We start from the raw sequence: 24,723 nt of genomic DNA, 5'->3' as shown, positions 1-24,723 counted from the left end.
CCGCCATGCACCTCGACACCGCACGCCGCCGCGCACTGCTCGCCGCCCTGGCCTTCGCTGCCTGCGCCACCGCCGCCCTCGCCGAGCCCGCCTGGCCCGCGCGCCCGATCACCCTGATCGTGCCCTACGGTGCCGGCGGCAACGTCGACGTCATGGCGCGCTGGATCGCGCCCGAGCTCGCCACGCGGCTCGGGCAACCGGTGGTGATCGAGAACGTGTCGGGCGCCGGCGGCGTCATCGGCACCGAGAAGGCCGTGCGCGCCAGGCCCGACGGCTACACCCTGCTGCTGTCGGTCGAGAGCACCGTCGTCATCGCGAAGATGGTGACGCCCTCCACCGTGCGCTACGACGGCCTCGCCGACCTCGTGCCCGTCACGCTGCTCGGTGCGCAGCCGCTGGCGCTGGTCGGCAAGCCCGCGCTGCAGCCGAAGACCAGCGAGGCGCTGTATGCCGACCTCAAGGCCGCGCCCGGCAAGTACAGCTATGCGAGTTCGGGTGTGGGCACCTCGCTGCACCTGGGCGGCGAGCTGCTCAAGCAGCGCGGCGGCGTCGACATGGTCCATGTGCCGTACCGCACCGGCGTGCAGATCGTGAGCGACCTCAGCGGCAACCAGCTCGACCTCGCCGTGCTGCCGCTGTCGATGGTCATCCAGCAGGCGCGCGCGGGCAAGCTGCGCGTGTACGGCGTGATGGCGGAGAGCGCCTCGGCCGCCATGCCCGAAGCGCCGCCGCTGGCCAGCGTGCCCGCATGGCGCGGTGCCGACGTGTCCGTCTGGCAGGGCATCTTCGCGCCCAAGGGAACGCCGCCGCAGATCGTCGCGCAGCTGCATGCCGCGCTGGCACAGGTGCTCGCGAACCCGGGCGTGCGCAGGAATTTCGAGGAGGGCGGCGTCACGCCACTGGGCGCGGGGCCGAAGGAGTTCGCGGCCTTCCTGAAGGGCGAGGACGCGAAGTTCGGTGCGATCGTCGCGAAGGGGAACATCAGGGCCGAGTAGCGTGGCCGCCGCGGTGCTTCAGAATGCCGCGGCGCCTGTCACGCTCCTCGTTCCCTCGCATTGATCCCCTTCGTTCATCTCATCGGCCCCGGTGGCGCCGGCAAGACCACCGTCGGCCCGCTGCTCGCGCAGCGGCTGGCCTGGCGCTTCGTCGACCTCGACCAGGTCTTCATCGCGCAACAGGGCGATGTCGCGGCCTTCATGGCGTGCCATGGGTACGCGGGCTATGCGGCGCGCAACGTCGAGATCTACGAACAGCTTCACGCCGCGGCGACTGCGCCAACCGTGATTGCGATGTCCTCGGGGTTCATGACCTATCCGGCCGGCGTGAGCGAGCGCTACCCCGGCCTTGCGGGATGCGATCGAAGGCGATCCGCTCACCGCGCTGCTGTTGCCGTCCTTCGAGCTCGAGCGCTGCGTCGAACGCGTGGTCGAGCGCCAGCTGGGCAGGCCTTACCTCAACGGCGACCGGATCAGCGAAACGCGGCGCATCCGGGAACGGCACCCGGTCTTCATGGCGTTGCGGTGCGAGCGCTTCATCAGCGAGGGTGAGCCTGTCGCGATTGCTTGCGAGGTCGAGCGCTTCGTGCGCCGCATGCAGACTCAGGCGCCAAGGTCTCGCGAGGCCTTGTGCTTGGCCAGCAACTCGGCCCAGCGTGTCAACAGCACCTCGGCATAGAGCGGCGCGGCGACCTGGTAGGCCCCCAGGGAATAGCCGTCATTGGCTTCGACCAGGGCTGTCTCCCCGCTGGGGAGCACACCGAAGTCGATGCCATAGGCCGAAGGCGCCTCGCCGCTGCGCCGGTACGCGGCGACGGCCTCCTCGATGACCTGCATGCGAGGGCGTGCTTCCGGATCCCCTTGATAGTGATCGAGGGCGAGCACCTTCTCGCCGGCCACGTAGGCACGGAACTCGGAGCGCCACTGGACGACTTCGGAGCACCAGACCTGCTGTTGCCTCGAGGCACGGCCAAGGAAGTACAGGTCCGCCGGACTCTCGAAGACGCGTCCGGTGAAGGTCTTGAGCCGGTCCGCCGGCTTGACGAAGACGGGCCCCTGACGCCCTTCGTACAGCGCCCTTTCGATGTCTCCCAACGTGGCGGACCAGACGCGGCGGTGCAGCAGATGGCGCAGGGCTTGCGGATAGTCGTTGGGTGCGGGTATCTCGATGCCGAGCTGCTTCATCGCGCCGTGCATCGAAGGCGTCGTTCCCATGATGAAGGCGTGTGCGTCCAGGGGCAGGTTGCGGCGCTCGATCCGCTTGCGCGTGTAGAGCTCGACGGGTATGCCGCGCGATTCGAACACCTCGCGAACCAGCCGCTCTTCCACCTCGAGGCCGTTGCCGCGCTGTTCGAGAAAAGCGATGCGAAACATGGTGGACGGTCCGGCCGGAGGCGACGGCTCAGCGCTCCACCGGAGGCACCTGCCGCACCTTCTCGATGAAGGCTTCCAGTTCCGCCCCGCGCTCCCACTTCAGATGCTTGCGCTGCACCGACGCCGGCTGCTTGCCCAGGAACACCCCGGGCCGCCTTTCGGTCGCCGGCCGGATCGGCCGCGGCGCGAAGCCGCCACCGCAGTTGGGGCAGACATCGTGCAGCACGTGCTGCGCGCAGTCGGCGCAGTAGGTGCATTCGTAGCTGCAGATGCGCGCATCGGTCGCGTTCGGCGGCAGGTCCTTGTCGCAGTATTCGCAGTTGGGCCTGAGTTCGAGCATGGGTTCATCTCCGGGAGAAAGGGCAGGGGGATGCCGCCGCGCGCGGGCAGCGTCATCGCGATCACGCCGGCCATGATGCACGCAAGTCCGGCCCACGCGGTGGGCGCGAGCCGCTCGCCGAGGAACAGCACGCCGATGGCGACGCCGATCGGCACGCGCAGGTAGGCCTGGGCGGCGGTCGACATCGGGCCCAGGGTGCGGATCAGCCGGAAGTAGATGGTGAAGGCCAGCGCGGTCGAGACCACGGCGAGCGCGAGCACGGCGGCCAGCGACGCGGCCGAGGGCGCGAGGGTCCAGGGGCGGTCGATCAGCAGGCTCGCGGGCAGCAGCAGCGCGGCGCCGCTCACGAGCGAGCCCGCGGCCGGCAGCATCGGGTCGAGGCCCTTGAACACGCGGCCGAACATCGCCGCGCAGCCGTAGCAGACCGCGGCCGCGACCAGCGCGAGCTGGGACCGCAGCGAGTGGCCGAGGCCGCCGAGCGCCTCGACGCCGATGATCAGGCAGATGCCGGCCAGCCCGGCCGTCACGCCGAACAGCCGCCGCAGCGTGGGCCGCTCGGCACCGGCCAGGCCCAGGCTCAGCAGGAAGATGAAGATCGGCGAGGTCGAGTTGAGGATGGTGGCAAGGCCGGCGTCGACGCTGCGCTCGGCCCAGGCGATCAGGGTGAAGGGCAGCACGCTGTTGAGGCCGGCCTGCAGCGCGAAGCGGCGCCAGCTGGCCGCGTCGCGCGGCAGCCGCAGGCCGCGCAGCCGTAGCACGGCCAGCAGCAGCAGGCCCGCGACCAGCGTGCGCGCCGCGATCAGCGTGACCGGCGGAAGGGTCGCGACGCCGATCTTGATGAAGGTGTAGGAAGCGCCCCAGCAGGTGGCGAGCAGCACGAGCAGCGCCCATTCGAGGGCGGGGGGCCGGGGGTTGGCTGAAGTGGCGAGGGTGGTGGTGGTCGGCATGGCGCGCCGATCATCGCGAAGGCCGCGCGCGGACACTTCGGCCGCGGCCGAAACGTGTCCGCCTCAGTGGCCGTGCCCGTGGTGCGGGTCGGCGCCGCCGACGTTGAGCAGCGTCGCGAGGTCGGTCTCCTGCTCGGCCGCCGCGCCCGCGATCACGCGCCGCTCGAGCTCGTCGAGGTGCTCGAGCGCCACGGCCAGCGCCTTGTCGAGCGACTTGCCGGCGGTCAGCGCATCGATGATCTGTTCGTGTTCGCGCGGCGCGCAGCTCGCGGCCTCGGCCGAGTCGTAGAGCGCCTTGTAGAGCTCGGTGTTCGCGATCAGCCGGCCGATGTAGGAGAGCAGTTCCTCGCTGCCCGCCATCTGCGCCAGCAGCAGGTGGAAGTCGCCGGCCAGGCGCACCGCATCCTCGCGCCGGCCTTCCTTGAAGGCCTTCTGCTCGGCCTGCACGTGCTTGCGCAAGGTGGCCACCTGCTCGCGCGAGAGCTGGCCGAACAGCGTGGTCACGAGCCCGGCCTCGACGATGCGGCGCGCGCGGTAGGTGCCGCGCATGTCCTCGATCGACGGGTTGGGCACGAAGGCGCCGCGGTTGTGCTCGAGCACCAGCCGCTTCTCGGAACCCAGCCGCGCGAGCACCTTGCGCACCGCGCCGCGCGTGCAGCCCAGCGCCTCGGCCAGCGCGCGCTCGCGCAGCGGCGTGCCGGGCCGCAGCTTGCCGCTGAGCAGCGCCTTGGAGACGGCGGCATAGACGCGTTCGTCCACGTTGGCGCCATCGGCGTCGGTGGGCTCGGGGGAGGGTGCGGGCGCGGAAGGCTTGCGGGTGGCGGGCATAGGCAGGCGGATTTTGCCTGCGTCGCGTCACCCGGGAAAGCCCCCGGATCGACGCGGCCCGGCCCGCTTCGTACCATTCGCGGAAATTTGGTTAACCAAAATAAAATGATATGGTTGACCAAAAATCCGGATATCCACAACCACACACGACAACGGAGACACACATGAAATCCGCCAAATGGCTGGCCGCGCTGCCGGTCGCCGCCTTCTTCAGCGGGGGCTGGCTGTCCTCCGTCGCGCCCACCTTCGTGCTCGGCATGCCCTTCCTGATGGTGTGGAACGTGCTCTGGCTGGTGCTGACCTCGCTGATCATGGTGGTCATCGACCGCGCCGAGGGCGACCTCGACGCACCGGCAACGCAGGGAGACGCGCGATGAACGCCGCGCTCGGCGTGATCGCACTGTTCGTGGTCGGCGCGCTGGCCCTCGCGGTGCTGGCGCGGCGCGGCCGCACCATGAGCCTGGAGCAATGGGCGCTCGGCGGGCGCGGGCTCGGCGCGATCATGGTGTTCCTGCTGATGGCGGGCGAATCGTTCTCCACCTTCACCTTCCTGGGCGCCAGCGGCTGGTCGTACAGCAAGGGCTCGCCGGCCTTCTACATCCTGGCCTATGGCGGGCTGGCCTACCTCATGGCCTTCTGGATGCTGCCTGCCGTGTGGCGCTACGCCAGCGCGCACAAGCTGGTGTCGTTCTCCGACTTCTTCGCCCACAAGTACGACAGCCGACCGCTCGGCGTGCTGGTGTCGGTGGTCGCGCTCGGCGGCATGGTCGCGCTGCTGACCATCCAGCTGCGCGGGCTCGGCATCATCGTCTCGGAGGCCTCGTACGGCTCCATCGCGCCGCCGGTGGCGATCTGGATCGGCACGCTGGTGATGGTCAGCTACATCCTGTTCTCGGGCATTCACGGCTCTGCCAGCATCGCCATCGTGAAGGACGTGCTCATCCTCGCGCTCGCCGTGTTTCTCGGCCTCTACCTGCCGTGGCGCTACTACGGCGGCGTGGCGCCGATGTTCACCGCCATCCACGCGGCCAACCCGGGCTTCTTCGAATTCCCGAAGGAAGGGCTGAATCTCACCTGGTACAACTCGACCATTCTGCTGACGGCGCTGGGCTACTACCTCTACCCGTTCAACCTCACCTCGGTGTACGCCGCGCGCAGCGCGAGCGCGGTGCGCCGCAACACCATCCTGATGCCGCTGTACCAGGTCGTGATCGCCTTCCTGTTCCTGGTCGGCTTCGCGGCCATCCTGCAGGTGCCGGGGCTCAAGGGCTCCGACGTCGACCTGGCCCTGTTCGGCCTCGTCAAGCACACCTTCGACCCCTGGTTCGTCGGCGTGATCGGCGGCACCGGCGTGCTCACGGCGCTGGTGCCGGGCTCGATGATCCTGCTCACGGCCTCCACCGTGATCGGCAAGAACGTCTACAAGGAAGGCTTCGCGCCGCATGCCACCGACCGCCAGGTGTCGCGCGTGGCGCGCGGCGTGCTGCCGCTGTTCGCGCTGGTGGCGGTGTACTTCGTGCTGCGCGGCGGCACCACCATCGTGGCGGTGGCGATCTTCGCCTCCAGCCTGCTCACGCAGCTGCTGCCCTCGCTGCTGTTCAGCCTCATGAAGAAGCCCTTCGGCAACAAGCACGCGGCCTTCGCGGGCATCGTCGCGGGCGGCGCGGTGCTCGGCTTCCTGATGACCACCGGCGCGAACCTCGCTACGCTGTTTCCCACGGCGCCGCTGGCCTTCAAGTCGCTCAACACCGGGCTGGTGGCGCTCGCGACCAACGCGCTGGTGTTCGTGATCGTGGCGCTGGTCACGCCGGGCCCGGCGCCACGCGCGGCCGCGGCGCAGCCCGCCTGATGCTTCATGCGACAAAGAACAAAGGAATCCCCATGCCATCGCTCCTGATCCGCAACGTTCGCCCGCTGGGTGCCGCGCCGGTCGACGTGCGGGTGCAGGAAGGCCGCATCGCCGAGCTTGGCGCCGCGCTCGCCGCGCCGGCCGGTGCCGTCGTCGAGGACGGCCGCGGCGCGCTGCTGCTGCCCGGCCTCGTCGAGGGCCACACCCACCTCGACAAGACGATGTGGGGCCTGGACTGGTACCGCAACGAGGTCGGAGCGAACCTGATCGACAAGATCGAGAACGAGCGCGCCTTCCGCCATGCCAGCGGCCACGACGCGGCCGCGCAGTCGCTGGTGCTGGCCAAGGCCTTCCTCGCGCTCGGCACCACGCGGCTGCGCACGCATGTCGACGTCGACACGCAGGCCGGCCTGCGCCACCTCGAAGGCACGCTGCGCACGCGCGAGACCCTGCGCGATCTGCAGCAGATCCAGGTCGTCGCCTTCCCGCAGTCGGGCCTGCTCGCGCGGCCCGGCACGGCCGAGCTGCTCGACCGTTCGCTGGCCGCGGGCGCCGACGTGCTCGGCGGGCTCGACCCCTGCGCCATCGACGGCGATCCCGTGAAGTCGCTCGACGTGCTGTTCGACATCGCCCACCGGCACCAGCGCGCTATCGACATCCACCTGCACGAGCCCGGCGCCATGGGCGCCTTCTCGCTCGACCTGATCCTGCAGCGCACCGAGGCGCTGGGCATGCAGGGCCGGGTGGCGATCAGCCATGGCTTCTGCCTCGGCGACGTGAGCGAGCGCGAACGCGATGCCCTGCTCGCGCGCATGGCGAAGCTCGGCGTGGTGCTGATCACCAGCGCGCCGCCCTCGCGCAACGTGCCGCCGCTGCTGGCCTGCCGCCAGGCCGGCGTGACCGTGCTCGGCGGCAACGACGGCATCCGCGACACCTGGTCGCCCTATGGCCGGCCCGACATGCTCGAGCGCGCGATGATCATCGGCCTGCGCTACAACCTGCGCCGCGACGACGAGATCGAGATCGCGCTCGACACCGTCACGCATTCGGGTGCGCGCGGCTGCGGCTTCGAGGCCTATGGCCTGGGTGTCGGCGACCGCGCCGACCTGGTGCTGGTCGACGCGCAGACCGTGGCGCATGCCGTGGTGGAGCGCCCCGTGCGCCGGCTCGTGGTGGCCGGCGGCCGCATCGTCGCGCGCGACGGCGTGCTGCAGGACGACGTGGCCGCCTTGTGAAGCCCGAGGTCCGCCGCGATGCAGGCACCGCCTTCGCGGCCGTGATCGTGCTGGTGGCGCTGAACCTGCGCGCCTTCCTCACCTCGAGCAGCCCGCTGCTCGGCGCCATTCGCCTCGACACCGGCATCGGCTTCCATGCCGTGGCGCTGCTCACGGTGCTGCCGATGTTCGCGATGGGCGCCACCTCGCTGTGCGGCGCGGCCGTGGGGCAGCGCATCGGCGCGCGCGCCGGTGTCGCGCTGGGCCTCGCGGCCATCGCGCTGGCCTGCGCGAGCCGCTACGGAGCGAACGGCGCGGCGCCGCTGCTCGCCAGCGCGGCGCTCGCGGGCGCGGGTGTCGGGCTGGTGCAGGCGCTGATGCCGGGCGTGGTCAAGCAGGCCTATCCGGCGCGCATCGGCGTGATGACCGGGCTCTATTCGGGCCGCGATCATGGGCGGCGGCGGCTTCGGTGCGATCGCCAGCCCCTGGGTCGCGCAGGCGCTCGGCGGCGCGCATCCCGACTGGCATGCGGGCCTCGCGATCTGGGCGCTGCCCGCGGTCTTCGCGCTGCCGTACTGGCTCAACATGCGGCGCATGGAATTCACGGCCGATGCGCCGCGCCGCGGCCTTTCGTGGCTGCGCTGCTTCGCGAGCCCGCGTGCGTGGCTGCTGGCGATCTGCTTCGGCCTCATCAACGGCGGCTACACCAGCCTCGTGGCCTGGCTGCCGCACTTCTATGCCCAGCAGGGCTGGAGCGCGCAGGAGGGCGGCTCGGTGCTCGCGCTGATGACGCTGGCGCAGGTGGTGGGCGCGCTCGCCATGCCCGCCATCGCGCGCAGCCGCGGGCGCGACCTGCGGCCCTGGCTCGCGCTCACGCTGGCCGCGCAGCTCGCGGGCTTCTGCGCGCTCGCGCTGCATGCGCCCGTGCCGGCCCCGGCCATCGCGCTCGTGCTGGGCTTCGGCCTCGGCGGCGCGTTCTCGCTGTGCATGGTGCTCGCGCTCGACCACCTGGCCGATCCCGCGCAGGCCGGCGCGCTCGCGGGCTTCATGCAGGGCCTGGGCTTCATGATCGCGGCGCTCGCGCCCTTCGTCACCGGCTGGGTGCGCGAGCACACCGGCGGCTTCGCGCTCGCCTGGGCCTACCTCGGCGCCGTGGTGCTCGTGCTGCTGCCGCTGCTGCTGCGCTTCGATCCGCGCCGCTACGGCGCGGCCACCGCGGAGCTGTTCGCGCCGCGCGCCGTGCCATCCTCCTCCCTCGCGCCCGAGGGCGCAGCCACTCGAAAGGTCTGAACACCATGTACCAGGAACGCTTCATGCAACGCGCGCTCGCGCTGTCCGCGCAGGCGCTGCACGAACCCGGCACCGAGCCCTTCGGCGCCGTGGTCGTGAAGGACGGCGCCATCGTCGGCGAGGGCTTCAACCACTCGGTCGCGCACCACGACCCCACCTCGCACGGCGAGGTCGAGGCCATCCGCGACGCCTGCCGCAAGCTCGGCAGCGTCGACCTCTCGGGCTGCGAGCTCTACACCTCGTGCGAGCCCTGTGCCATGTGCGTGGCGGCGATGCACATCGCTGGCATCGCGCAGCTCTACTACGCGGCCTCGCTCGCGCAGTCGGGCGAGGCCTTCGAGGGCGTGACCGTGGCCGCGCGCCATCCGATCGACGTGGAGGCGCTGCGCATCGAGTCGGGCGCGACGCTCGCGCAGCGCAGCCTGCCGGCCGAGCAGAGGATGGACGGCGAGGCGGTGCGGATCCTGGCCGAGTGGGCGGCCACGCGGCGCGCGGCTTAGGCCGAAGCCGTCGGCACGAACGGCGAGGGCAGCGGTTCGGTGGGAAGGTCCGGGATGTCCGGAACGGCGGGTATCTCGGGATACTGCCCCAGCGGATGGACATCGAAGTAGGCGTCGAAGAGGATGGTGTTCGGCGCCAGATTCGCCACCGCGGTCTGCGCGACGAGCGCGTTGCCCGGCCGTTTGGCGATGCCTTCGGTGCTTTCCGGCGCCGAGAGCTGGAAGATCTCGCAGGCACCCAGGTAGTGGCCGTCGTTTCGCACGATGTACTGCACCGAAGGCAGGTACTTGTGACTGTCGGGATCGGCCGTCATGCCGGCGGCGAGCAGGAAGTCGATGATGTAGTTGGTGTCCTCGATCTGCGACATCCGCAGGTATTGCTTCTCGGTGTACGACGCCATGTAGTCGAGGCACACGTCCACGCCGAAGGGCACGCCGCCTAGCGGGTCGTTGTCGAAGCCCTTGTACTGCTTGCCGTCCGCGTAGTAGGCGGCGGTGGTGGTCGACTCCATCAGCACCAGGATGTCGAGGTGGCCCAGCCGCACCTTCCAGTAGGCCCGGCCGTCCTTCAGGAGTTGCGTGCCCCCGTCCGTGTCGAAGTCGATCCATGACACATTGCGCTTGGGCCACATCGCGATCGGCCGGCTGCCGTCGGGGTTGGCCTTGCTGAAGTTGTCGATCACCAGCACGTAGTTGAGCGCTTCGTAGGGCGGGAGGTCCTCGTCTTTCACCGGACCGCCTTGCGGGGCCGGCGCCGCGGGAGGCTCGACCAGTTGCTTCATCAGAACCTGCGAAGTGCCGGGCAGCAGCGCCAGCTTGCCGTACTGGTCCTGCGGGAACAAGGCGATCAGCGCGCGCACGTGCTTCTGAACCTCGATCACGCAGGTGGCCGAGAACGCCTTGATCTCCTCCTCGTTCCTCACCGCATCCCAGTTCACATTCCAGAAAAACTCGGGCACCACAAAGAAGCAGAGGTCGGTGGGCGCGCTCTTCTTTGGGAGGCCCTGTGCCAGCGCATCGCGCAGCAGGTCGAACTTGGCCTGCAGCGCGCGCCGCGTGTAGGTCTCGATGGCTTCGTCCTTCAGTCGCTGGTCGGGGAGTGGCGATGTGGAGGGCGTCTGCAGGTTGAGAACGCGCACGTTCTTCACCGCTTTTTCGACCGGCCTCGGCGGTGGCGGATCGACGGGCGGCGTCGGCACCACCGCGGGCGAGGGTGGTGGTGCCACGGCCACCGGCGCCGGCGTCGGCGAAAAGCCGCCGCTGCTGCTGCCTCCGCCGCCGCATGCGGCCAGCAGCGCGCTGGTGCCGAGGGGAAGGGCCAGGCCGGCCTTCAGGAGGGAACGGCGGCGCGTTCCCCGTACATGCGTTTGATCCGAATCGGCTTCGCTTTCGTGGGTCATGTGAAAAAGCTCCCTGATGTTGATGTGTGCAGAAACTGCAATCAGGTTGCGCAAAATCCGTGCCCGCGAACGACGCACCATCGCGCCGCATTCGCATGGGAATTCAAGCCAGTCGGTACTTTCCGGCCGCTGCGCTCGGACCCCGAAGTGCGAAGCTCCAACGCAACAAGGTGGCGATTGATTCCTCGACGAGTATCACTTCGGGAGGGATGCATTGCACAGGCGTGGATCGAGCCGGTGGGCTTCGCGCGCCGTTCCAGGCAACACGCCATCCATGCCGCCGTCGTGCGCGCGCTCGGTCCGGGAAGGGGGCGAGGCTGTAGGGCAGCCCGCCCAGCGATGCGCGGTCGCCGCCGACAGGCCGCGCATGCCGAAAGCATCACCATCGGCTTATCGACAACCTTTGGAGGATCCGTCCCATGATCAACAAGACCCTGCTCGCACTCGCCACTTCGCTGACCCTGCTGGCCGCCGGCACCGCCAACGCGCAGATCGGCAAGGCCGCCTCCGAGGCGACCGATGCGGCCCAGCACAAGATCGACGAGAAGCAGGCCGACAGCAAGGCCAAGAAGAGCGGTCCGGTCGGCAAGGCCGTGAACAACGTGAAGTCGGGCTATCACAAGAATCGCTCGAAGGCCTCGGCCGACAAGGCCAAGCAGTCGCTGAAGAACGCGGGTTGATCGCCGGACAGGTCAGCCGGAACACAACCGTTCGGGCTGAGCCTGTCGACGCCTCGCGCGGCGCTTCGACAAGCTCAGCGTGAACGGTTGTTTTTTCAAGCGCGCCCGGCTCAGACCTGACGCACCTGCCCCGCAGCTTCCTTCGCCTGTGCCGCCTCCCGCGCGCGCACGACCGTCGTCGTCTCGCCCGCATACCCCCAGTCGTCGGTGTCGATCTCGTCGATCACGATATGGGTCAGGTGCGGGTCCTTGCCGAGCACGCGCTGCAGCGTGTCGGTGATCTCCGCGATCACGGTGGCCTTCTGTGCGCGCGTGACGCCGTCGCGCGTGATGCGTACGTTGACGTAGGGCATGGCGTTCTCCTTCAACCGATGTAGTTGCCCGCGCTGCCCGCGCCATCGACCGGCAGCACCGCGCCGCTCGTGAAGCCCGCGTTCACCAGGTAGAGCACCGCATCGGCGATCTCGTCGACCGTGCCCAGGCGGCCGGTCGGCTGCAGGGTCTTGAGGAAGCCGTGCGTCTCGGGCGCATGCATCGGGCTGTCGATGATCCCGGGCGCCACGGCGTTCACGCGCACGCCATGCGGCGCGAGCTCGAGCGCCAGTGCGCGCGTGGCCGCGTTCAACCCACCCTTGAGCAGTACCGCCATGAAGGCCGGCACGTTGCTGCGCGGCTGCAGCGCCACCGAGGCCGTGATGTTGACGATCGCGCCCGCGCCGCGGCCGATCATGTGGCGCGCCGCGGCCTGCGAGGCGTAGATCGTGCCCTTCACGTTGGTGGCGATCTGCTGTTCGACCTCCTCGGGCGTGAAGTCCACGAAGGGCTTGGCCAGGAAGATGCCCGCGTTGTTGACCAGCGCGTCGACGCCGCCGAAGCGCGTGACCGCATGCTCGACCAGCGCGGCGGCGATGCGCGGATCGGCGATGTCGCCGGCCACGCCGGCGAAGCGGTCGCCGGCGCCGAACTGGCGCGCGGCCTCGATCAGCCGCGCGTCGCTGCGCGCATTGCCGACCACGTTCCAGCCTTCGGCCAGCAGGCGGCGCGCGATCGCGAAACCGATGCCGCTGCTGGCGCCGGTGACGACGGCGGTGCGGTTCTTGCCGCCTTGGGAATCAGGGGTGCTCATGGTGAATGTCCTTCCGGTGTTTGCGCCCCACGAGATGCGGTGGCGTCGTGGAAGGAAGTGTGGAGTCGCTCGATCGAAGAGAGAATGGCCGTGATTCGGCAATCACTCTTCCGCCGCTCGAGCGAATCAGCCGCTGCGACGCTTTGCGCGCCTGGCCTCGGCCTTGGGCTCGCAGGCCTTGCACCAGTCCGCGAAACCCGCGCGCAGCTTGGGCAGCGCGAAGTCGACGAAGGCCCGCACCTTCGGCACCGACAGCCGCCCGTGCGGCACCACCAGGTGCACCGGCAGCGGCGGCGGCTCGTCCTGCGCGAGGATGATGCGCAGCCGGCCGTCGGCCACCTCGTCGGCCACGTGGTACGAGAAGGAGCGCAGCACGCCGCGCCCTTCGGCCGCCGAGGCCACCGCCGCGCGCAGGCTGTTGACCACGAAGCGCGGCGCGAACTGCACCGTGCGCGGCATCGTGCCGGGACCGCTGGCGCCATCCGCGGGCGGGAAGCTCCACGAGTCGATGCCGAAGTGCGTCATCGCCACCACCTGGTGCTCGGCGAGGTCGGCCGGCACCGCGATGCGCGGATGCTTCGCGAGATAGCGCGGCGAGGCCGTCGTGACGCGGCGCACCTCGCCCACCGGTAGCGCCACCAGCGTCGAGTCGGCCAGGTGCGCGATGCGCAGCGCCACGTCGATGCCCTCGTCGATCAGGTTGGCCGGGCGGTCCAGCAGGTGCAGCCGCACCGACACCGTGGGGTGCGCGTTCATGAAGGCATCGAGGATCGGCCGCAGCAGCGCCTCGCCCACCGCGACCGCGGCCGTCACCGTGAGCCGGCCGCGCGGCGCCGAGCGTTCGCCGGCCGCCGCGATGTCCGCTTCCTCGAGGTCGGTGAGGATGCGCCGGCAGGCCACCGCATAGCGCTCGCCCGCATCGCTGAGCCGGATCGAGCGCGTCGTGCGGTGCAGCAGCTCGGCGCCCACGTGAGCCTCGAGGAAGGCGATCGCGCGGCTCACGGCGGCCGGCGACTTTCCGAGCTTGCGGCCGGCACCGGCGAGGCTGCCTTCGGCCAGCGCCGCCACGAACACCTTCATGGCGTCGATGCGGTCCATGATTCTTCCTCTTCGCGAAATACTGAATGCCCGAGGATAGGGATTCATTCGCGCACCGGCAATCCGTAGCATCGAATCCATCGATTCGCCGGAGCACATCATGGCCACCCCTCGCAGTGCAGCCGCGCGCACTGCCACCGCATCGCAACCGCGCACCGCCTCCAACTGGCCCGCCATCCTCGCGGGCTTCTGCGCCACGCTCGTGGGCCTGGGCCTCGCGCGCTTCGCCTACACGCCGCTGCTGCCGGCCATCATCGACGCCCACTGGTTCGACGCCTCGGCCGCCACCTACCTAGGTGCCGCCAACCTCGTGGGCTACCTCGCGGGCGCGCTGCTCGGCGGCCCGATGTCGGCGCGCTGGCCGGTGCGCGGCGTGCTGCGCGCGATGATGCTCGCCACCGTCGCCTCGCTCGCGGCCTGCGCCTGGCCGCTCGACTTCGCCTGGTTCTTCGGCTGGCGCATCGTCTCGGGCATCTCGGGCGGCGCGCTCATGGTGCTGGCCGCGCCCACCGTGCTCGCGCACATCCCGCCGCGCCAGCGCGGCATCGCGAGCGGCCTGGTGTTCGCGGGCATCGGCCTGGGCATCGCGGCCTCGGGCACGCTGGTGCCGCTGCTGCTGCGCCAGGGGCTGGGCGCGACCTGGCTCGGCCTCGCGCTGCTGGCCCTGCTGCTCACCGCGCTCGCATGGAACGGCTGGCCCGCCGCCGCACCGGCACCCGCGGCCGCCCCGCACGCCGCCGCCGCGCGCAAGCCGGCCACCGGCGCGCTGCGCGCGCTCACGCTCTCCTATTCGCTCAATGCCGTGGGCCTCGTGCCGCACATGATCTTTCTGGTCGACTTCGTCGCGCGCGGCCTCGGGCAAGGCCTCGCGGTCGGCGCGCAGTACTGGGTGGTGTTCGGCCTCGGCGCGCTCGTGGGGCCGGTGCTCGGCGGCTGGCTCGCCGACCGCGTCGGTTTCGCCACCGCGTTGCGCATCGCCTTCGTGCTGCAGGCCGCGGCGCTCGCCTTGCCCGCGTTCGGCCTCATCGGCCATGGCGGGCTGATCGTCTCGAGCGCCGTGGTCGGCGCCTTCACGCCGGGCATCGTGCCGCTGGTGCTGGGCCGCGTGCAGGAGCTGCTCGCGCATCACCCCGCGATGCAGAAGCCCGCGTGGAGTCGCGCCACCACCGGCTTCGCGGTGCTGCAGGCCAGCGGTGCCTACGGAATGTCGTGGCTGCTCGCGCACGCGGGCGGCGGCTACGCGCTGCTGTTTGCCGTGGGTGGCGTGGCGATCGTGCTGGCGCTCGTCACCGACATCGTCGCGCGGAGGCTGCACCCCGCCGCCTGAGCTGGATTCCCGCGGCGCATCGCTCTTACACTGGGGCGATGAAGCGAGCCCTGGAAGTCGAGCGCACCCTTCAGCCCGTGGTCGAGCTGAAGGAGCAGGGCGCCGCCTACGGCTACTCGGTGCGCGCGCCGCGCTCCAAGGGCGTGATCCCGCCGAGCTCCTACCGCGACAGCGGTTTTCGCCACGCTGCCCGACTGCCTGCGCGACGTGGCCAAGGCGCTGGGCGGCGACTTCAAGCGCATCTACATCCGGCTCGAAGGACATTGCGTGGGCGAGCGCGACATCGTCGAGCTGCGCGATGCGCCCGATGCGGTGGCCGAGGCCTTGAAGGCGGCTTGCCTCGAGGCCGATGCGGCGGTGAAGCCCGTGGGCGATGCCGCGCCGAAGGACTGAGGAACCGGCACGGCCGGTGCGCGTTATTCAGCCCGCAGCCGCGTCGCGCGCCACCGCGACGCACTTGATCTCCACCAGCAGCCCCGCGTGCGCGAGCGAGTGCACGCCTATGCAGGTCCAGGCGCACTGGCCGCGCGGAAAGGTGCGGTCCTTCACCGCGCGGAACACCGGCATGTGCGTGGCCATGTCGACGTGGTAGGTGGTCATCTCGACCACGTCCTCGAAGCCGCAGCCGGCTTCGGCCAGCACCGTGCGCAGGTTGTCCCAGGCCGCGACGAACTGAGCCTCGGGGTCGGCGATGACCTCGAGCTCGGGCGTGCGGCCGACCTGGCCCGCGCAGTAGACCGTGGCGCCGACCTTGACGGCGGGCGCGTAGCCCGCGCGTTCGGCGAGGCGTTGCATCGAGGCGGGGATGATGAGTTGTCGTTCCGTCATGGAGGGGCGTGGGGGAAAGGGTCGAAGCGGCAAGGGGGGCGTGGGCCGATCTCTCGTCGCTGTATCTATCTGGGTCGCAGCGTGACCGTCAATTTCGGCAATGTCTTCTCGTTGCCATCCAGCGGCAGCTTGTCGATGCGCTGAAGCGCGCCCAGGGCGATGTCGTCCCAGGCGCGGATGCCGCTGCTCCTGGCCAACTGCACCGCGGTGACGGAGCCGTCGGCGGCAAGGGTCAGTTCGAACTCGGCCGCGGGGTTGCCGGGAATGGCGCGCACGTCCACATCGGCCAGCCGGGCCGCGATGGTTGCGCGCAGCCGGCTGGCGAAGTCTTGCCGGTCGCGCTGCCGCTCGCCGTGCGAGTTCCTGGGGGTTGCTATCGCGTTGATCCGCCACGGCGACACGAACACCAGCGCCTGGGCAGGAACCCGGCCGTCGAGCTCGGGGTAGGGCTGCAGCAATCGCAGCGCCACCGCGGCCGCGCGATCCCAGTCCTGGCTGCCGCTGGAAGCGAACATGGACACATCGAGCGCGGTGCCCTGCGGGAGAGCGTGACGGTGAAGTCGGCCGAGCGGGTGGGCATCGTGCTCCCCGGCGGAAAACTGGATCAGGGACACAGCATGGCGGCTGTCTGCGTGCCCCATGGCGCTGCCGCCGGCATGGGTGGGCACGGGGCGGGTGCCGGCGGGCCAACGTGGGGCCCTGGGGGCGCCGCGCAACCGGCGAGCAGGCCGGCGGCCAACAGCAGGGCCGACGCCATTGCGCCGCGCTGGCGGCTGGGGACTCCCTCAGGGTGCATGGTGTTGTAGTGGTTCTGGCCCGGGGCGCATGGGGCGCCGGCGCGTGCCGGATTCTGCCCAAGCCAGGTGGCGGGGCGCGCGGCGCCTTGGTCCGGCGACGGAATTTACTGTGAGCGTTCGCCCCCACGGATACACAGGCATACGCAACCGCGTTCGCAAGGGCCATGCCCCGAAAACAATCACTTCCGTCAGCAGCAACAACCCTCTCCTCCAGCCACTGACGACTGTCCGTCTCCTTCTTCTTCAACCTTCCAGAAAGTCCATCATGAAGTCTTCCGTCCTCCTCTCCGTCGCCGTCCTCGCTTCCGTGTTCTGCTCGGCGCCAGCGCCGAGCAATACCAGGGCGTGCTCGGCAGTTCCAGTCGACCGCGAGCCGCGCAGAGGTGCGTGCCCAGGCCGTGGTCGCCGCCCACAGCGAAGACCCGTACAGCGAAGCCGCCCAGGCCGGCGTGCCGCCGGTGTTCCAGAGCCAGGTCGCCCGTTCGGACGCCCGCTCGCAGGCCGTGGCCGCCGCGCGCGCCGGCAACCTCTATGGCGACGTGAGCGGCGATGGCGTGGCCCGCGTCGTGGCCGGCAACGTCGACCGCCAGGCCGTGCGAGCCGAAGCGCGTGCGACGGCCGCGCGTGGCGTCAGCGAAGGTTCTTGATGCGGCAGCATGCCGCGCCTCGGGCGCAGCAGCTCCAGCGTGCGGGCCGGCCTTCATGGTGCGGCCCGCCGCGCTTTCTCTTTCTTCTTGTTCCCTCAATCCCACGCCGGCGACAGCCCGGCCGGATCCGTCAGCCGCTCGCCACGGTCGAGCGCCGCGATCTGCGCCATCTCCGCGTCGCTGAGCCGAAGCTGCCGCGCCTTCAGATTGCCCTCGAGGTTCGCGCGCTTGGTCGACGACGGAATCACCGCATAGCCCAGCTGCATCGCCCAGGCCAGCACCACCTGCGCCGTGGTCGCGCCATGCGCCTTGGCAATCGCCTCGATCGCGGGGTCGTTGATGACCTTGCCGTAGGCCAGCGTCATGTACGAGGTGATGTGGATGCCCTGGCTCTGCGCGAACTCCGCCACCTTTCGGTTCTGCAGATAGGGGTGCAGCTCGACCTGGTTGGTGGCGATCTGCGCCGCGCCCACGGCCGCGATGGCTTCCTTCATCAGCGCGATGTTGAAGTTCGACACGCCGATGCGCCTGGTGAGCCCCTGCGCCTTGGCTTCGGCCAGCGCGCCCATGAACTCGGCCACCGGCACCGCGTTGCCGGGCGAGGGCCAGTGGATCAGCGTCAGGTCGACGTGATCGGTGCGCAGCTTCGCGAGGCTCTCCTTGAGGCTGGGCACCAGCTTGTCCTTGGCGTAGTTGTCGGTCCAGATCTTGGTGGTGACGCAACAGCTCGCCGCGCGCCACGCCGCTTTCGGCGATGGCCTGGCCCACCTCGGCTTCGTTGCCGTAGATCTGGGCCGTGTCGATGGTGCGGTAGCCAGCTCGAGGCCGGTCTTCACCGAGTCGATGACCACCTGGCCCTTGAGGCGGAAGGTGCCGAGGCCGAAGGCGGGGATGGGGGAGGGGGTGTTGTCGTTGCTCATGGTGGGGTCCTTGGTTGAGAAGTACGGGGGTCGAATCGATCGACCGAGGAATGAATGGATGGATGAAGGCGAAAGAAGGGAGAACACGCCGCGCCCTCGTCGCGCGGCGCAGGCGCGCGACGCGCCTCAGTGTCCGACCGGCACCGGCCCCGAGGCACGCACCGGGATGCCGCTGCGGCGGTCGAGCACGCCGCTCCACTGCGTGAGCGCCAGCGACACCAGCACCACCAGCGCGCCGATCCAGGGCGTGTGCATCAGGCCGAGGTGCGTGACGATCAGGCCGCCGGCCCAGGCCGCGCCGGCAATGCCGAGGTTGAAGGCCGCGATGTTCAGGCCCGAGGCCACGTCGACCGCCTGCGGCGTGAAGCGTTCGGCTTGCTTCACCACGTAGACCTGCAGGCCCGGCACGTTGCCGAAGGCCACCGCGCCCCACAGCAGCACGGCCACCACGGCAAACCACTTGTGCGGCGCCGCGAAGTTGAACAGCAGCAGCACCGCGGCCAGCAGCGCGAAGATGATCTTCAGCGCCGGGATCGGGCCCAGCCGGTCGGCCAGCTTGCCGCCCCAGATGTTGCCCACCGCCACCGACACGCCGTAGACCAGCATCACCCAGCCCACCGCGCCCGCGCTGAAGCCGGCCACGTCGGTGAGGATCGGCGCGAGAAAGGTGAAGGGAATGAACGAGCCGCCGTAGCCGATGGCCGTCTTGGCATACACGAGCAGCAGGCGCGGCTCGGCCAGCACCTTGGCCTGCTGCGCCAGCGAGGCCGGCGCCGTGTGGCGGATGTCGCTGGGCACGAAGATCCAGCTGCCCACGAAGGCGATCACGCCGAGCGCCGACACCGCGAGGAAGGTTTCACGCCAGCCGAAGTGCTGCCCGATGAAGGTGCCCAGCGGCACGCCCGTGACCAGCGCCACCGTGAGGCCCGTGAACATGATCGCGATCGCGCTGGCCGCCTTTTCCTTGGGCACCAGGCCGGTGGCGATGGTCGAGCCGATCGAGAAGAACACCCCGTGCGCCAGCCCCGTGAGGATGCGCGCGGCCACCAGCGTTTCGTAGCTGGGCGCCTTCCAGGCCAGCAGGTTGCCGACCGTGAACAGCGCCATCAGGCCCAGCAGCAGCGCCTTGCGCGGCAGCTTGCCCGTGAGCGCGGTGAGCACCGGCGCGCCGATGGCCACGCCCAGTGCATAGAGGCTGACCAGCAGGCCGGCGGAGGGAAGGCCGATGCCTAGATCGGCGGCGACCGTGGGGATGAGGCCAACGATGACGAACTCTGTCGTTCCGATGGCGAAGGCGCTGAGGGTTAGCGCTAGTAGGGCGATGGGCATGGGGCACTCCTTCTTGGATGGAGGAGTGTCTCTTGGGCATCCTTGCAGAAAAAGATGAATATTTGGATAAGATATTTGCTTTTAAGGCAAGAGTAGGATTGGGTCCATGTTGTTCTGGGCCAGAGTCCATTGAGAGATAGGGGAGCTTCGCGTTGATTGTTGACGTCCATTCGTCGGTGTTGCTGGACAATCTATAGAGGTGATGAACTCCTGCTGATATCCTGTTGCTGATATGTCTACCCATGCCTCAAAAAACATAAGTCGCTTAAAGCCTCCTCGGCCAGCGCGCATCGAATATCTAAAGGTTCAAAATTTTCGAGCTCTTCGAGAAATTGAGCTTAAGGACCTTATCCTTTAACCGTCCTTCTAGGTCCAAATGGAAGTGGCAAATCGACGGTGTTCGACGTTTTTGCGTTTTTGGCAGAATGTTTTGAGCTTGGACTTCGTCGTGCATGGGATAAAAGAGGTCGTGCTAAAGAGCTTAAAACTCGCGGTGGGGACGGGCCTGTCACTATTGAAATTAAATACAAAGAGCCTGGCTATCCGCTTATTACCTATCATTTGGCAGTGGATGAGGTAAATGGAAATCCTGTTGTTGTTGAGGAATGGCTGCAGTGGCGCCGCAAACAGCATGGAAAACCCTTTCGATTCCTCGACTACCGCTTAGGTCAAGGTAGGGCTGTGAGCGGGGAATTGCCTGATGAGCAAGACAGGCGGATTGAGACTCCACTTAAGTCGTCTGATTTATTGGCAGTCAATGCGCTTGGACAGTTTGCCGAACACCCTCGCGTGGCCGCTTTGCGAGATTTCATAACGGGCTGGCATGTATCCTATCTTTCTGCGGACAGCGCTCGCGGGCAACCTGAAGCCGGCCCGCAGGATCGCCTAACAAAAACGGGTGAAAATTTAGCCAACGTTATTCAGTATCTTGCTGAGCAGCATGCGGACAAGCTGGAATATATTTTCGATGTACTTAGAAGTCGAGTGCCTAGAATTGAGCGTGTACTAGCTGAGACCATGCCTGATGGCCGGCTTCTTTTGCAAATCAAGGACGCGCCTTTTAGTCATCCTGTTCTAGCTCGTTTTGCTTCCGATGGGACGCTTAAGATGTTGGCCTATTTGGTTCTTTTGCATGATCCGGATCCCCTCCGTTTATTGGTATTGAAGAGCCGGAAAATTTTCTTCATCCTAGACTATTGCCAGAATTAGCTGAGGAGTGCCGTAAAGCAGCAGCATCGACCCAGCTTGTAGTGACCACGCATTCGCCCGTTTTTTCTTAATGCGCTGAGGGCTCAAGAGGTAAGGGTCCTGTGGCGTGATCAGCAAGGTTATACGCAGATAGCGCGTGCAGCAGATCTTCCTGGGATCAACGATTTTGTCGCTCAGGGTGCATTATTGGGACACCTTTGGATGGAGGGGCAATTAGGGGTTGGGGATCCCCTCGTCAATCAAGGTGCTCCTACAAGGCCACTGATCGCCGGTCGATAAAAATGCCGGTGAGCCATCTTATTTTTTTGGCAGAAGAGCCGTCGATGGAGGCTTTTTTGCAAACCTTAATGCCTCGAATTTTGCCGAAAAGCATTACGTTTGAGGTGCATCCTTTTCAAGGAAAAAATGATCTGCTGGGGAAAATTGGTGCGCGACTGAAAGCGTATGCAAATTGGCTGCCGCCTGAATGGCGATTATTGGTAATGGTTGATCGCGACGATGACGATTGTAAAGAACTAAAAAATACTCTCGAAGAGATTTCTTTGGAGGCTGGGCTGATTTCTCGAAGTCAAGGTAAAAATCAACCTTGGCAAGTAGCCAATCGAATCGTAATCGAGGAGTTGGAGGCGTGGTATTTTGGTGACTGGGAGGCTATTCGAAGTAGCTTTCCACGTGTGCCTGCAACTATAGCTCAACGGCAGGGATTTCGAGATCCAGATCTAATTTCTGGCGGGACATGGGAGGCATTTGAGAAGAGTCATGCAAAACCACGGTTATTACAGGGCTGGATTGGCTAAAATAGAGGCGGCACGAAAATTTGGTGCGTACACTATTCCTGCGAGAAGTCGTTCTAAGAGTTTTTCGGCATTCTTCTCTGTCATCGAGGAGGTGCTAGCTGATGCGCAATGCTCTTGATCACTGATCATCGTCATTTTGGTGTAGTTGAGGATTAGCGATAACTGGCTTGGTTTTCGATGCCGTCTGTATTTCGGTTTGCTCTGATGCGCAGGGCCGGGCAGTGCATCAAGCCGCCATCGGCTCCGGCAACACGGAAGTCAACGCGAAGTCGATCAACCGCAGCCAGGTTTCCTCCAGCCCCCATGATGTTGTGGTGGTCGGAGTTCGCCACGGTCTTCACGCTCACGGGCGTGGGCCAGGCGTCGATGAGCTTCTGCGAGCGCTCGTGCAGCACGACGTCGTCGCGCTCGGCCAGCAGCACCTGGGTCTTGGCGGCGACCTCCTTGCTGTGCTCGATCGAGTTGAAGCGATGGCGCAGCAGCAGCGACAGCGGCACGAGCGGAAAGCGCTTCTTCGCGACTTCGAGCATGGAGTCGTAGGGCGTCACGAGCTGCAGGCTCTCGAAGGGCTGGCGCGCCGACAGCTGGATGGCGACGCCGGTGCCGAGGCTGCGGCCGACGACGTGCAGGCGCGCCTGCGGGAAGGCACGGCGCAGGTGGCGCGCGAACTGCTCGGCGTCGGCCACGGAGGCGACCTCCGACGGGCTGCCCTGCGAATCGGCCACGCCGCGGTAGTTGATGGCGGCCATGCCGAAGCCCTCGGGCAGCCAGTGCAGGGCCTGGGCGGTCACGCGCACGTCCTCGCCGCGGCCGGCCAGGTAGATGATGAGATCCTGCACGGCGGCCTCGCCCTGCGGGTGGTAGACGTAGCCGCGCACCATGCCGCCGGGCACGGGTGCGAGTAGGTGGAGAAGTCTTCCGACAGATGCACCACGGGCCGCTTGCGGGCATTGAAGAGGATGTGGCCCTGGCGCGTGGCCAGCAGGGTCCAGTAGGCGGCGAGGCTGCCGATGACGGCGGCCGAGGTCGACAGGGCGAAGCGGGCGATTCTTGCGTTGGTGTTGTATGAGGGCAAAGGGGCTCCCGAGAAAAAGGCCGGCATGTGTGATGCGGGCGGGAAGGCGATAGTTTCGCCGCGTTGGGAAGACAGCGCGTAGTGGTGTGTATGACGGTGTTCGCCGATGTACGGCGAGGTTGGCTGCGCGATGTGGAACGCGGCGCCGCGCGATGCCGGTTTTTGTCGGCTTGCGCTGACGCGGCGGGCCAAGGCGCTGCAGATAATCCGGCCCCATGACGACCCTTGCCCTCGACTGCTTCTACAGCCTTTCCTCGCCCTGGGCCTACCTCGGTGGCCCGCAGTTGCAGGACATCGTGCGCCGCCACCACGTGCGGCTGGCGCTCAAGCCCTACGACTTCCAGGCGGTGGTGCCGCAGACCGGCGGCATTCCGCTGAAGACGCGGCCCGAGCCGCGCCGCACGTACCACGCGCTCGAGCTGGCGCGCTGGCGCGACTACCTCGGCATGCCGCTGAACCTGGAGCCGGCGCACTACCCGAAGGGCGCGCCGAGCGACCCCAACTGGAACAAGTATCCGGGCTGGATGGTGATCGCGGCGCAGCTGCAGGGGCTCGATGCGCTGCCGCTCTCGCATGCGCTGCTGCGCGCGCGCTGTGGGCCGAGGAGCGCAACACGGCCGAGGCGGCGGTGCGCATCGCCGTGGCCGACGAGAACGGCTACGACGGCGCGACCCTGCAGGCGATGGAGCAGTCGGCCGAGGTGCTGGCCGTGTACCGCGCCAACAGCGCGGAGGCAGTGGAGCTCGGGGTGTTCGGGGCGCCGACCTTCATCCTCGGCGACGAGCGCTTCTGGGGGCAGGACCGGCTGGGCTTTCTCGACCGGGCGCTCGACAAGCTGCGCGCGGTGGGGTGATCGGGCCGTGAGGTGGGCTTCGACAAGCTCAGCCTGAACGGTTGAGGGTGTTGGGCGGGGCTTCGACAAGCTCAGCCTGAACGGTTTTCTCAGCCCGAACGGCTTTTTCAATCCAAGCGGTTCTCGTTCGAACACCCCCCACCCGTTCAGGCTGAGCTTGTCGAAGCCCTGCCCGATCTCAACGCCCCTCACTGCACCCACATCGAGCGCGGCAGCAGCGCCGGCACCAGCGCCCGGTTGAGCCGCTCGCGCCACCAGCGCAGCGCCTGGCCCTTCGCGCCGGTCTTCCACGCGAGCCAGAAGGCCTCGGGCGGGCGCGGCTCCTCGGTGGGCAGTTCGACCAGGGTGCCGCGCGCGAGCTCGAGCGCGATGCAGGCGCGCGGCAGGTAGCCGTGGCCCAGGCCCTCGAGCTGGCAGGCGATCTTCGCGACCATCGAAGGCACGGTGATGCGCGGCTGCCCGGCCAGCAGGCCGACGGTGCGGTCCGATAGCGTGCGCGCGCTGTCGCCCACCACGATGGCGTTGTGCTCGAGCAGGTCGCCGCGCTGCAGCGGGCGGCCGATGCGCGTGAGCGGATGGGTGGGCGCGACGCAGAAGGCGAACTCGAGGCTGCCGACCTGCGTGGCCTGGTAGCCGCCGCCGGCCGGGCCCTCGCCGGCGGCGATGACGATGTCGGCGCGGCCCTCGCGCAGCGCCTCCCAGGTGCCGGTGAGGGCCTCGCAGCCGATGCGCAGCCGGGTGCCGCAGCGCAGGTCCTCGAAGGCGCGCACGTCGCCGATCAGCGCCTGGGTGGGAATCAGCGAGTCGTGCACCAGCCGCAGCTCGGACTCGAAGCCGGTGGCGATCTGGCGCATGCGCGATTCGAGGTCGCTCGCGGCGCTCAGCAGCCAGCGGCCTTCCTTGAGCATTTCCTCGCCCGCGGCGGTGAGGGTGACGCGCGGGCCGTTGCGCTCGAACAGCAGCATGCCGAGCTGCTCCTCGAGCTTGCCCACGGCGTACGAGATGGTCGAGGGCACCTTGTTCAGGCGCGTGGCGGCGGCCGCGAAGGAGCCGTGGCGCGCGATGGCGTCGACGACCTCGATGGCTTCCAGGCTGAGCTTGAGCACGGGGCGTATTCCTGTCGATGAGTACGAAGGTTGAACGATCGAAATCGATGATCGAAAACTTCGATCATAGAGGCTGAAAAGTTTCGCCGATGACCGGGTTTCGGCCCGCGATGATTGATCCATGCCTAGGGGATGAGCCCCGACGGCGATTGTGAATCACATCGATCAAAAACGTCATCGAAAGGTCATCAACC

At 68.0% G+C, this 24,723-nt stretch carries 26 protein-coding genes and 4 pseudogenes; 16 read left to right on the top strand and 14 right to left on the bottom strand.

All coding sequences use genetic code 11. The features are described 5' to 3' along the window. The first annotated feature begins 5 nt into the window (after positions 1-5). From ACHMXE_RS38205 to ACHMXE_RS38195, 3 genes and pseudogenes are all read left to right on the top strand, one after another. Complete coding sequence (locus tag ACHMXE_RS38205) at positions 6-995, top strand: Bug family tripartite tricarboxylate transporter substrate binding protein (protein ID WP_395348892.1); 990 nt, start codon at positions 6-8, stop codon at positions 993-995. 60 nt (positions 996-1,055) lie between these two features. Beyond that, positions 1,056-1,247: pseudogene (locus ACHMXE_RS38200) on the top strand (shikimate kinase); the annotation flags it as partial. Between the two features lie 97 nt (positions 1,248-1,344). After that, the gene (locus tag ACHMXE_RS38195; RefSeq protein ID WP_395353100.1) at positions 1,345-1,674 is read left to right on the top strand and encodes a hypothetical protein; all 330 of its coding nucleotides are present in this window, start codon (positions 1,345-1,347) and stop codon (positions 1,672-1,674) included. On the opposite strand, the gene ACHMXE_RS38190 is transcribed toward ACHMXE_RS38195, so the two are convergent. The 4 genes and pseudogenes from ACHMXE_RS38190 to ACHMXE_RS38175 all read right to left on the bottom strand — a co-directional run bounded on the left by ACHMXE_RS38190 (position 1,599) and on the right by ACHMXE_RS38175 (position 4,484). Further along, on the bottom strand, positions 1,599-2,369 hold the full coding sequence (locus ACHMXE_RS38190) for an ATP-grasp domain-containing protein (RefSeq protein ID WP_395348891.1): 771 nt from the start codon (positions 2,367-2,369) through the stop codon (positions 1,599-1,601). The two genes, ACHMXE_RS38195 and ACHMXE_RS38190, sit on opposite strands and share 76 nt — an antisense overlap. 28 nt (positions 2,370-2,397) lie before the next feature. Next, entirely contained in the window at positions 2,398-2,709 is a 312-nt protein-coding gene (locus ACHMXE_RS38185; RefSeq protein ID WP_395348890.1) for a DUF1272 domain-containing protein, read from the bottom strand. A 38-nt stretch (positions 2,710-2,747) separates the two neighbouring features. Beyond that, a pseudogene (locus tag ACHMXE_RS38180) lies at positions 2,748-3,656 on the bottom strand (DMT family transporter); the annotation flags it as partial. A gap of 63 nt (positions 3,657-3,719) precedes the next feature. Continuing rightward, entirely contained in the window at positions 3,720-4,484 is a 765-nt protein-coding gene (locus ACHMXE_RS38175; protein ID WP_395348889.1) for a GntR family transcriptional regulator, read from the bottom strand. A 164-nt stretch (positions 4,485-4,648) separates the two neighbouring features. Between ACHMXE_RS38175 and ACHMXE_RS38170 the strand changes: the two genes are divergently transcribed. From ACHMXE_RS38170 to ACHMXE_RS38150, 5 genes are all read left to right on the top strand, one after another. Beyond that, positions 4,649-4,861 (top strand): DUF3311 domain-containing protein, encoded by a 213-nt coding sequence (locus tag ACHMXE_RS38170; protein WP_057593917.1) that lies wholly within the window; start codon positions 4,649-4,651, stop codon positions 4,859-4,861. Beyond that, the gene (locus ACHMXE_RS38165; RefSeq protein ID WP_395348888.1) at positions 4,858-6,333 is read left to right on the top strand and encodes a sodium:solute symporter; all 1,476 of its coding nucleotides are present in this window, start codon (positions 4,858-4,860) and stop codon (positions 6,331-6,333) included. The genes ACHMXE_RS38170 and ACHMXE_RS38165 overlap by 4 nt, the downstream gene beginning before the upstream one ends. A 32-nt stretch (positions 6,334-6,365) precedes the next feature. Next, positions 6,366-7,568 carry an amidohydrolase family protein gene (locus tag ACHMXE_RS38160; RefSeq protein WP_395348887.1) on the top strand — a complete coding sequence of 401 codons (1,203 nt, stop codon included), beginning with the start codon at positions 6,366-6,368 and terminating at the stop codon, positions 7,566-7,568. Positions 7,569-7,997: 429 nt separating this feature from the next. Then, positions 7,998-8,837: an MFS transporter gene (locus ACHMXE_RS38155; protein ID WP_395348886.1), complete on the top strand. Its 840-nt coding sequence runs from the start codon at positions 7,998-8,000 to the stop codon at positions 8,835-8,837. A gap of 5 nt (positions 8,838-8,842) precedes the next feature. Next, positions 8,843-9,337, top strand: a complete 495-nt coding sequence (locus ACHMXE_RS38150; RefSeq protein WP_395348885.1) for a nucleoside deaminase — start codon at positions 8,843-8,845, stop codon at positions 9,335-9,337. On the opposite strand, the gene ACHMXE_RS38145 is transcribed toward ACHMXE_RS38150, so the two are convergent. After that, complete coding sequence (locus ACHMXE_RS38145) at positions 9,334-10,818, bottom strand: hypothetical protein (RefSeq protein WP_395348884.1); 1,485 nt, start codon at positions 10,816-10,818, stop codon at positions 9,334-9,336. The two genes, ACHMXE_RS38150 and ACHMXE_RS38145, sit on opposite strands and share 4 nt — an antisense overlap. 341 nt (positions 10,819-11,159) lie before the next feature. On the opposite strand from ACHMXE_RS38145, the gene ACHMXE_RS38140 reads away from it, so the two are divergent. After that, positions 11,160-11,417: a hypothetical protein gene (locus ACHMXE_RS38140; RefSeq protein ID WP_395352988.1), complete on the top strand. Its 258-nt coding sequence runs from the start codon at positions 11,160-11,162 to the stop codon at positions 11,415-11,417. Between the two features lie 110 nt (positions 11,418-11,527). On the opposite strand, the gene ACHMXE_RS38135 is transcribed toward ACHMXE_RS38140, so the two are convergent. From ACHMXE_RS38135 to ACHMXE_RS38125, 3 genes are all read right to left on the bottom strand, one after another. Further along, complete coding sequence (locus tag ACHMXE_RS38135) at positions 11,528-11,770, bottom strand: 4-oxalocrotonate tautomerase family protein (protein WP_395348883.1); 243 nt, start codon at positions 11,768-11,770, stop codon at positions 11,528-11,530. An 11-nt stretch (positions 11,771-11,781) separates the two neighbouring features. Continuing rightward, positions 11,782-12,543 (bottom strand): SDR family NAD(P)-dependent oxidoreductase, encoded by a 762-nt coding sequence (locus tag ACHMXE_RS38130; protein ID WP_395348882.1) that lies wholly within the window; start codon positions 12,541-12,543, stop codon positions 11,782-11,784. 126 nt (positions 12,544-12,669) lie between these two features. Then, the gene (locus tag ACHMXE_RS38125) at positions 12,670-13,641 is read right to left on the bottom strand and encodes a LysR family transcriptional regulator (RefSeq protein WP_395348881.1); all 972 of its coding nucleotides are present in this window, start codon (positions 13,639-13,641) and stop codon (positions 12,670-12,672) included. A gap of 100 nt (positions 13,642-13,741) precedes the next feature. Between ACHMXE_RS38125 and ACHMXE_RS38120 the strand changes: the two genes are divergently transcribed. Both ACHMXE_RS38120 and ACHMXE_RS38115 read left to right on the top strand, forming a co-directional pair. Further along, on the top strand, positions 13,742-14,968 hold the full coding sequence (locus ACHMXE_RS38120) for a YbfB/YjiJ family MFS transporter (protein WP_395348880.1): 1,227 nt from the start codon (positions 13,742-13,744) through the stop codon (positions 14,966-14,968). Positions 14,969-15,175: 207 nt separating this feature from the next. Further along, positions 15,176-15,361, top strand: a complete 186-nt coding sequence (locus ACHMXE_RS38115) for a hypothetical protein (protein ID WP_395348879.1) — start codon at positions 15,176-15,178, stop codon at positions 15,359-15,361. A gap of 27 nt (positions 15,362-15,388) precedes the next feature. Here ACHMXE_RS38115 and ACHMXE_RS38110 read toward each other — a convergent pair whose 3' ends face one another. Both ACHMXE_RS38110 and ACHMXE_RS38105 read right to left on the bottom strand, forming a co-directional pair. Continuing rightward, entirely contained in the window at positions 15,389-15,796 is a 408-nt protein-coding gene (locus tag ACHMXE_RS38110; RefSeq protein WP_395348878.1) for a RidA family protein, read from the bottom strand. A 65-nt stretch (positions 15,797-15,861) separates the two neighbouring features. Next, entirely contained in the window at positions 15,862-16,464 is a 603-nt protein-coding gene (locus ACHMXE_RS38105) for an energy transducer TonB (protein WP_395348877.1), read from the bottom strand. Positions 16,465-16,976: 512 nt separating this feature from the next. Here ACHMXE_RS38105 and ACHMXE_RS38100 point away from each other — a divergent pair. Next, entirely contained in the window at positions 16,977-17,240 is a 264-nt protein-coding gene (locus ACHMXE_RS38100) for a hypothetical protein (protein ID WP_395348876.1), read from the top strand. Positions 17,241-17,335: 95 nt separating this feature from the next. On the opposite strand, the gene dkgB is transcribed toward ACHMXE_RS38100, so the two are convergent. Further along, positions 17,336-18,160, bottom strand: a complete 825-nt coding sequence (gene dkgB / locus ACHMXE_RS38095) for a 2,5-didehydrogluconate reductase DkgB (RefSeq protein ID WP_395348875.1) — start codon at positions 18,158-18,160, stop codon at positions 17,336-17,338. Between the two features lie 126 nt (positions 18,161-18,286). Next, the gene (locus ACHMXE_RS38090) at positions 18,287-19,489 is read right to left on the bottom strand and encodes an MFS transporter (RefSeq protein ID WP_203204371.1); all 1,203 of its coding nucleotides are present in this window, start codon (positions 19,487-19,489) and stop codon (positions 18,287-18,289) included. A 396-nt stretch (positions 19,490-19,885) separates the two neighbouring features. Here ACHMXE_RS38090 and ACHMXE_RS38085 point away from each other — a divergent pair. Then, a pseudogene (locus ACHMXE_RS38085) lies at positions 19,886-20,769 on the top strand (AAA family ATPase). Between the two features lie 216 nt (positions 20,770-20,985). Beyond that, on the top strand, positions 20,986-21,495 hold the full coding sequence (locus ACHMXE_RS38080) for a DUF4276 family protein (protein WP_395348874.1): 510 nt from the start codon (positions 20,986-20,988) through the stop codon (positions 21,493-21,495). A gap of 152 nt (positions 21,496-21,647) precedes the next feature. Here the strand turns inward: ACHMXE_RS38080 and ACHMXE_RS38075 are convergent, their stop codons facing one another. Next, positions 21,648-22,388, bottom strand: coding sequence for an alpha/beta hydrolase (locus tag ACHMXE_RS38075; RefSeq protein WP_395348873.1), 741 nt, complete (start codon positions 22,386-22,388; stop codon positions 21,648-21,650). Positions 22,389-22,785: 397 nt separating this feature from the next. Here ACHMXE_RS38075 and ACHMXE_RS38070 point away from each other — a divergent pair. Both ACHMXE_RS38070 and ACHMXE_RS38065 read left to right on the top strand, forming a co-directional pair. Next, positions 22,786-22,983: pseudogene (locus ACHMXE_RS38070) on the top strand (DsbA family protein); the annotation flags it as partial. A gap of 14 nt (positions 22,984-22,997) precedes the next feature. Beyond that, positions 22,998-23,423 carry a DsbA family protein gene (locus ACHMXE_RS38065; RefSeq protein ID WP_395352986.1) on the top strand — a complete coding sequence of 142 codons (426 nt, stop codon included), beginning with the start codon at positions 22,998-23,000 and terminating at the stop codon, positions 23,421-23,423. A gap of 188 nt (positions 23,424-23,611) precedes the next feature. On the opposite strand, the gene ACHMXE_RS38060 is transcribed toward ACHMXE_RS38065, so the two are convergent. Beyond that, positions 23,612-24,529 (bottom strand): LysR family transcriptional regulator, encoded by a 918-nt coding sequence (locus tag ACHMXE_RS38060; protein WP_203204376.1) that lies wholly within the window; start codon positions 24,527-24,529, stop codon positions 23,612-23,614. Positions 24,530-24,723 lie beyond the last annotated feature (194 nt).

The organism is Variovorax sp. UC122_21 (genome assembly GCF_044056785.1).
Classification (GTDB): Bacteria; Pseudomonadota; Gammaproteobacteria; order Burkholderiales; family Burkholderiaceae_C; genus Variovorax.
This window is presented reverse-complemented; position numbering and strand designations above follow the sequence as displayed.

Excerpts from the sequence above, each read along its gene's own strand:
- ACHMXE_RS38155 (WP_395348886.1), top strand. The coding sequence starts at position 7,998 with ATGGGCGGCGGCGGCTTCGGTGCGATCGCCAGCCCCTGGGTCGCGCAG.
- ACHMXE_RS38145 (WP_395348884.1), bottom strand. The coding sequence starts at position 10,818 with ATGGTGCGTCGTTCGCGGGCACGGATTTTGCGCAACCTGATTGCAGTT.
- ACHMXE_RS38160 (WP_395348887.1), top strand. The coding sequence starts at position 6,366 with ATGCCATCGCTCCTGATCCGCAACGTTCGCCCGCTGGGTGCCGCGCCG.
- ACHMXE_RS38110 (WP_395348878.1), bottom strand. The coding sequence starts at position 15,796 with ATGACGGAACGACAACTCATCATCCCCGCCTCGATGCAACGCCTCGCC.
- ACHMXE_RS38165 (WP_395348888.1), top strand. The coding sequence starts at position 4,858 with ATGAACGCCGCGCTCGGCGTGATCGCACTGTTCGTGGTCGGCGCGCTG.
- ACHMXE_RS38125 (WP_395348881.1), bottom strand. The coding sequence starts at position 13,641 with ATGGACCGCATCGACGCCATGAAGGTGTTCGTGGCGGCGCTGGCCGAA.
- ACHMXE_RS38150 (WP_395348885.1), top strand. The coding sequence starts at position 8,843 with ATGTACCAGGAACGCTTCATGCAACGCGCGCTCGCGCTGTCCGCGCAG.
- ACHMXE_RS38190 (WP_395348891.1), bottom strand. The coding sequence starts at position 2,369 with ATGTTTCGCATCGCTTTTCTCGAACAGCGCGGCAACGGCCTCGAGGTG.
- dkgB (WP_395348875.1), bottom strand. The coding sequence starts at position 18,160 with ATGAGCAACGACAACACCCCCTCCCCCATCCCCGCCTTCGGCCTCGGC.
- ACHMXE_RS38090 (WP_203204371.1), bottom strand. The coding sequence starts at position 19,489 with ATGCCCATCGCCCTACTAGCGCTAACCCTCAGCGCCTTCGCCATCGGA.
- ACHMXE_RS38170 (WP_057593917.1), top strand. The coding sequence starts at position 4,649 with ATGAAATCCGCCAAATGGCTGGCCGCGCTGCCGGTCGCCGCCTTCTTC.
- ACHMXE_RS38130 (WP_395348882.1), bottom strand. The coding sequence starts at position 12,543 with ATGAGCACCCCTGATTCCCAAGGCGGCAAGAACCGCACCGCCGTCGTC.
- ACHMXE_RS38135 (WP_395348883.1), bottom strand. The coding sequence starts at position 11,770 with ATGCCCTACGTCAACGTACGCATCACGCGCGACGGCGTCACGCGCGCA.
- ACHMXE_RS38185 (WP_395348890.1), bottom strand. The coding sequence starts at position 2,709 with ATGCTCGAACTCAGGCCCAACTGCGAATACTGCGACAAGGACCTGCCG.
- ACHMXE_RS38175 (WP_395348889.1), bottom strand. The coding sequence starts at position 4,484 with ATGCCCGCCACCCGCAAGCCTTCCGCGCCCGCACCCTCCCCCGAGCCC.
- ACHMXE_RS38120 (WP_395348880.1), top strand. The coding sequence starts at position 13,742 with ATGGCCACCCCTCGCAGTGCAGCCGCGCGCACTGCCACCGCATCGCAA.
- ACHMXE_RS38205 (WP_395348892.1), top strand. The coding sequence starts at position 6 with ATGCACCTCGACACCGCACGCCGCCGCGCACTGCTCGCCGCCCTGGCC.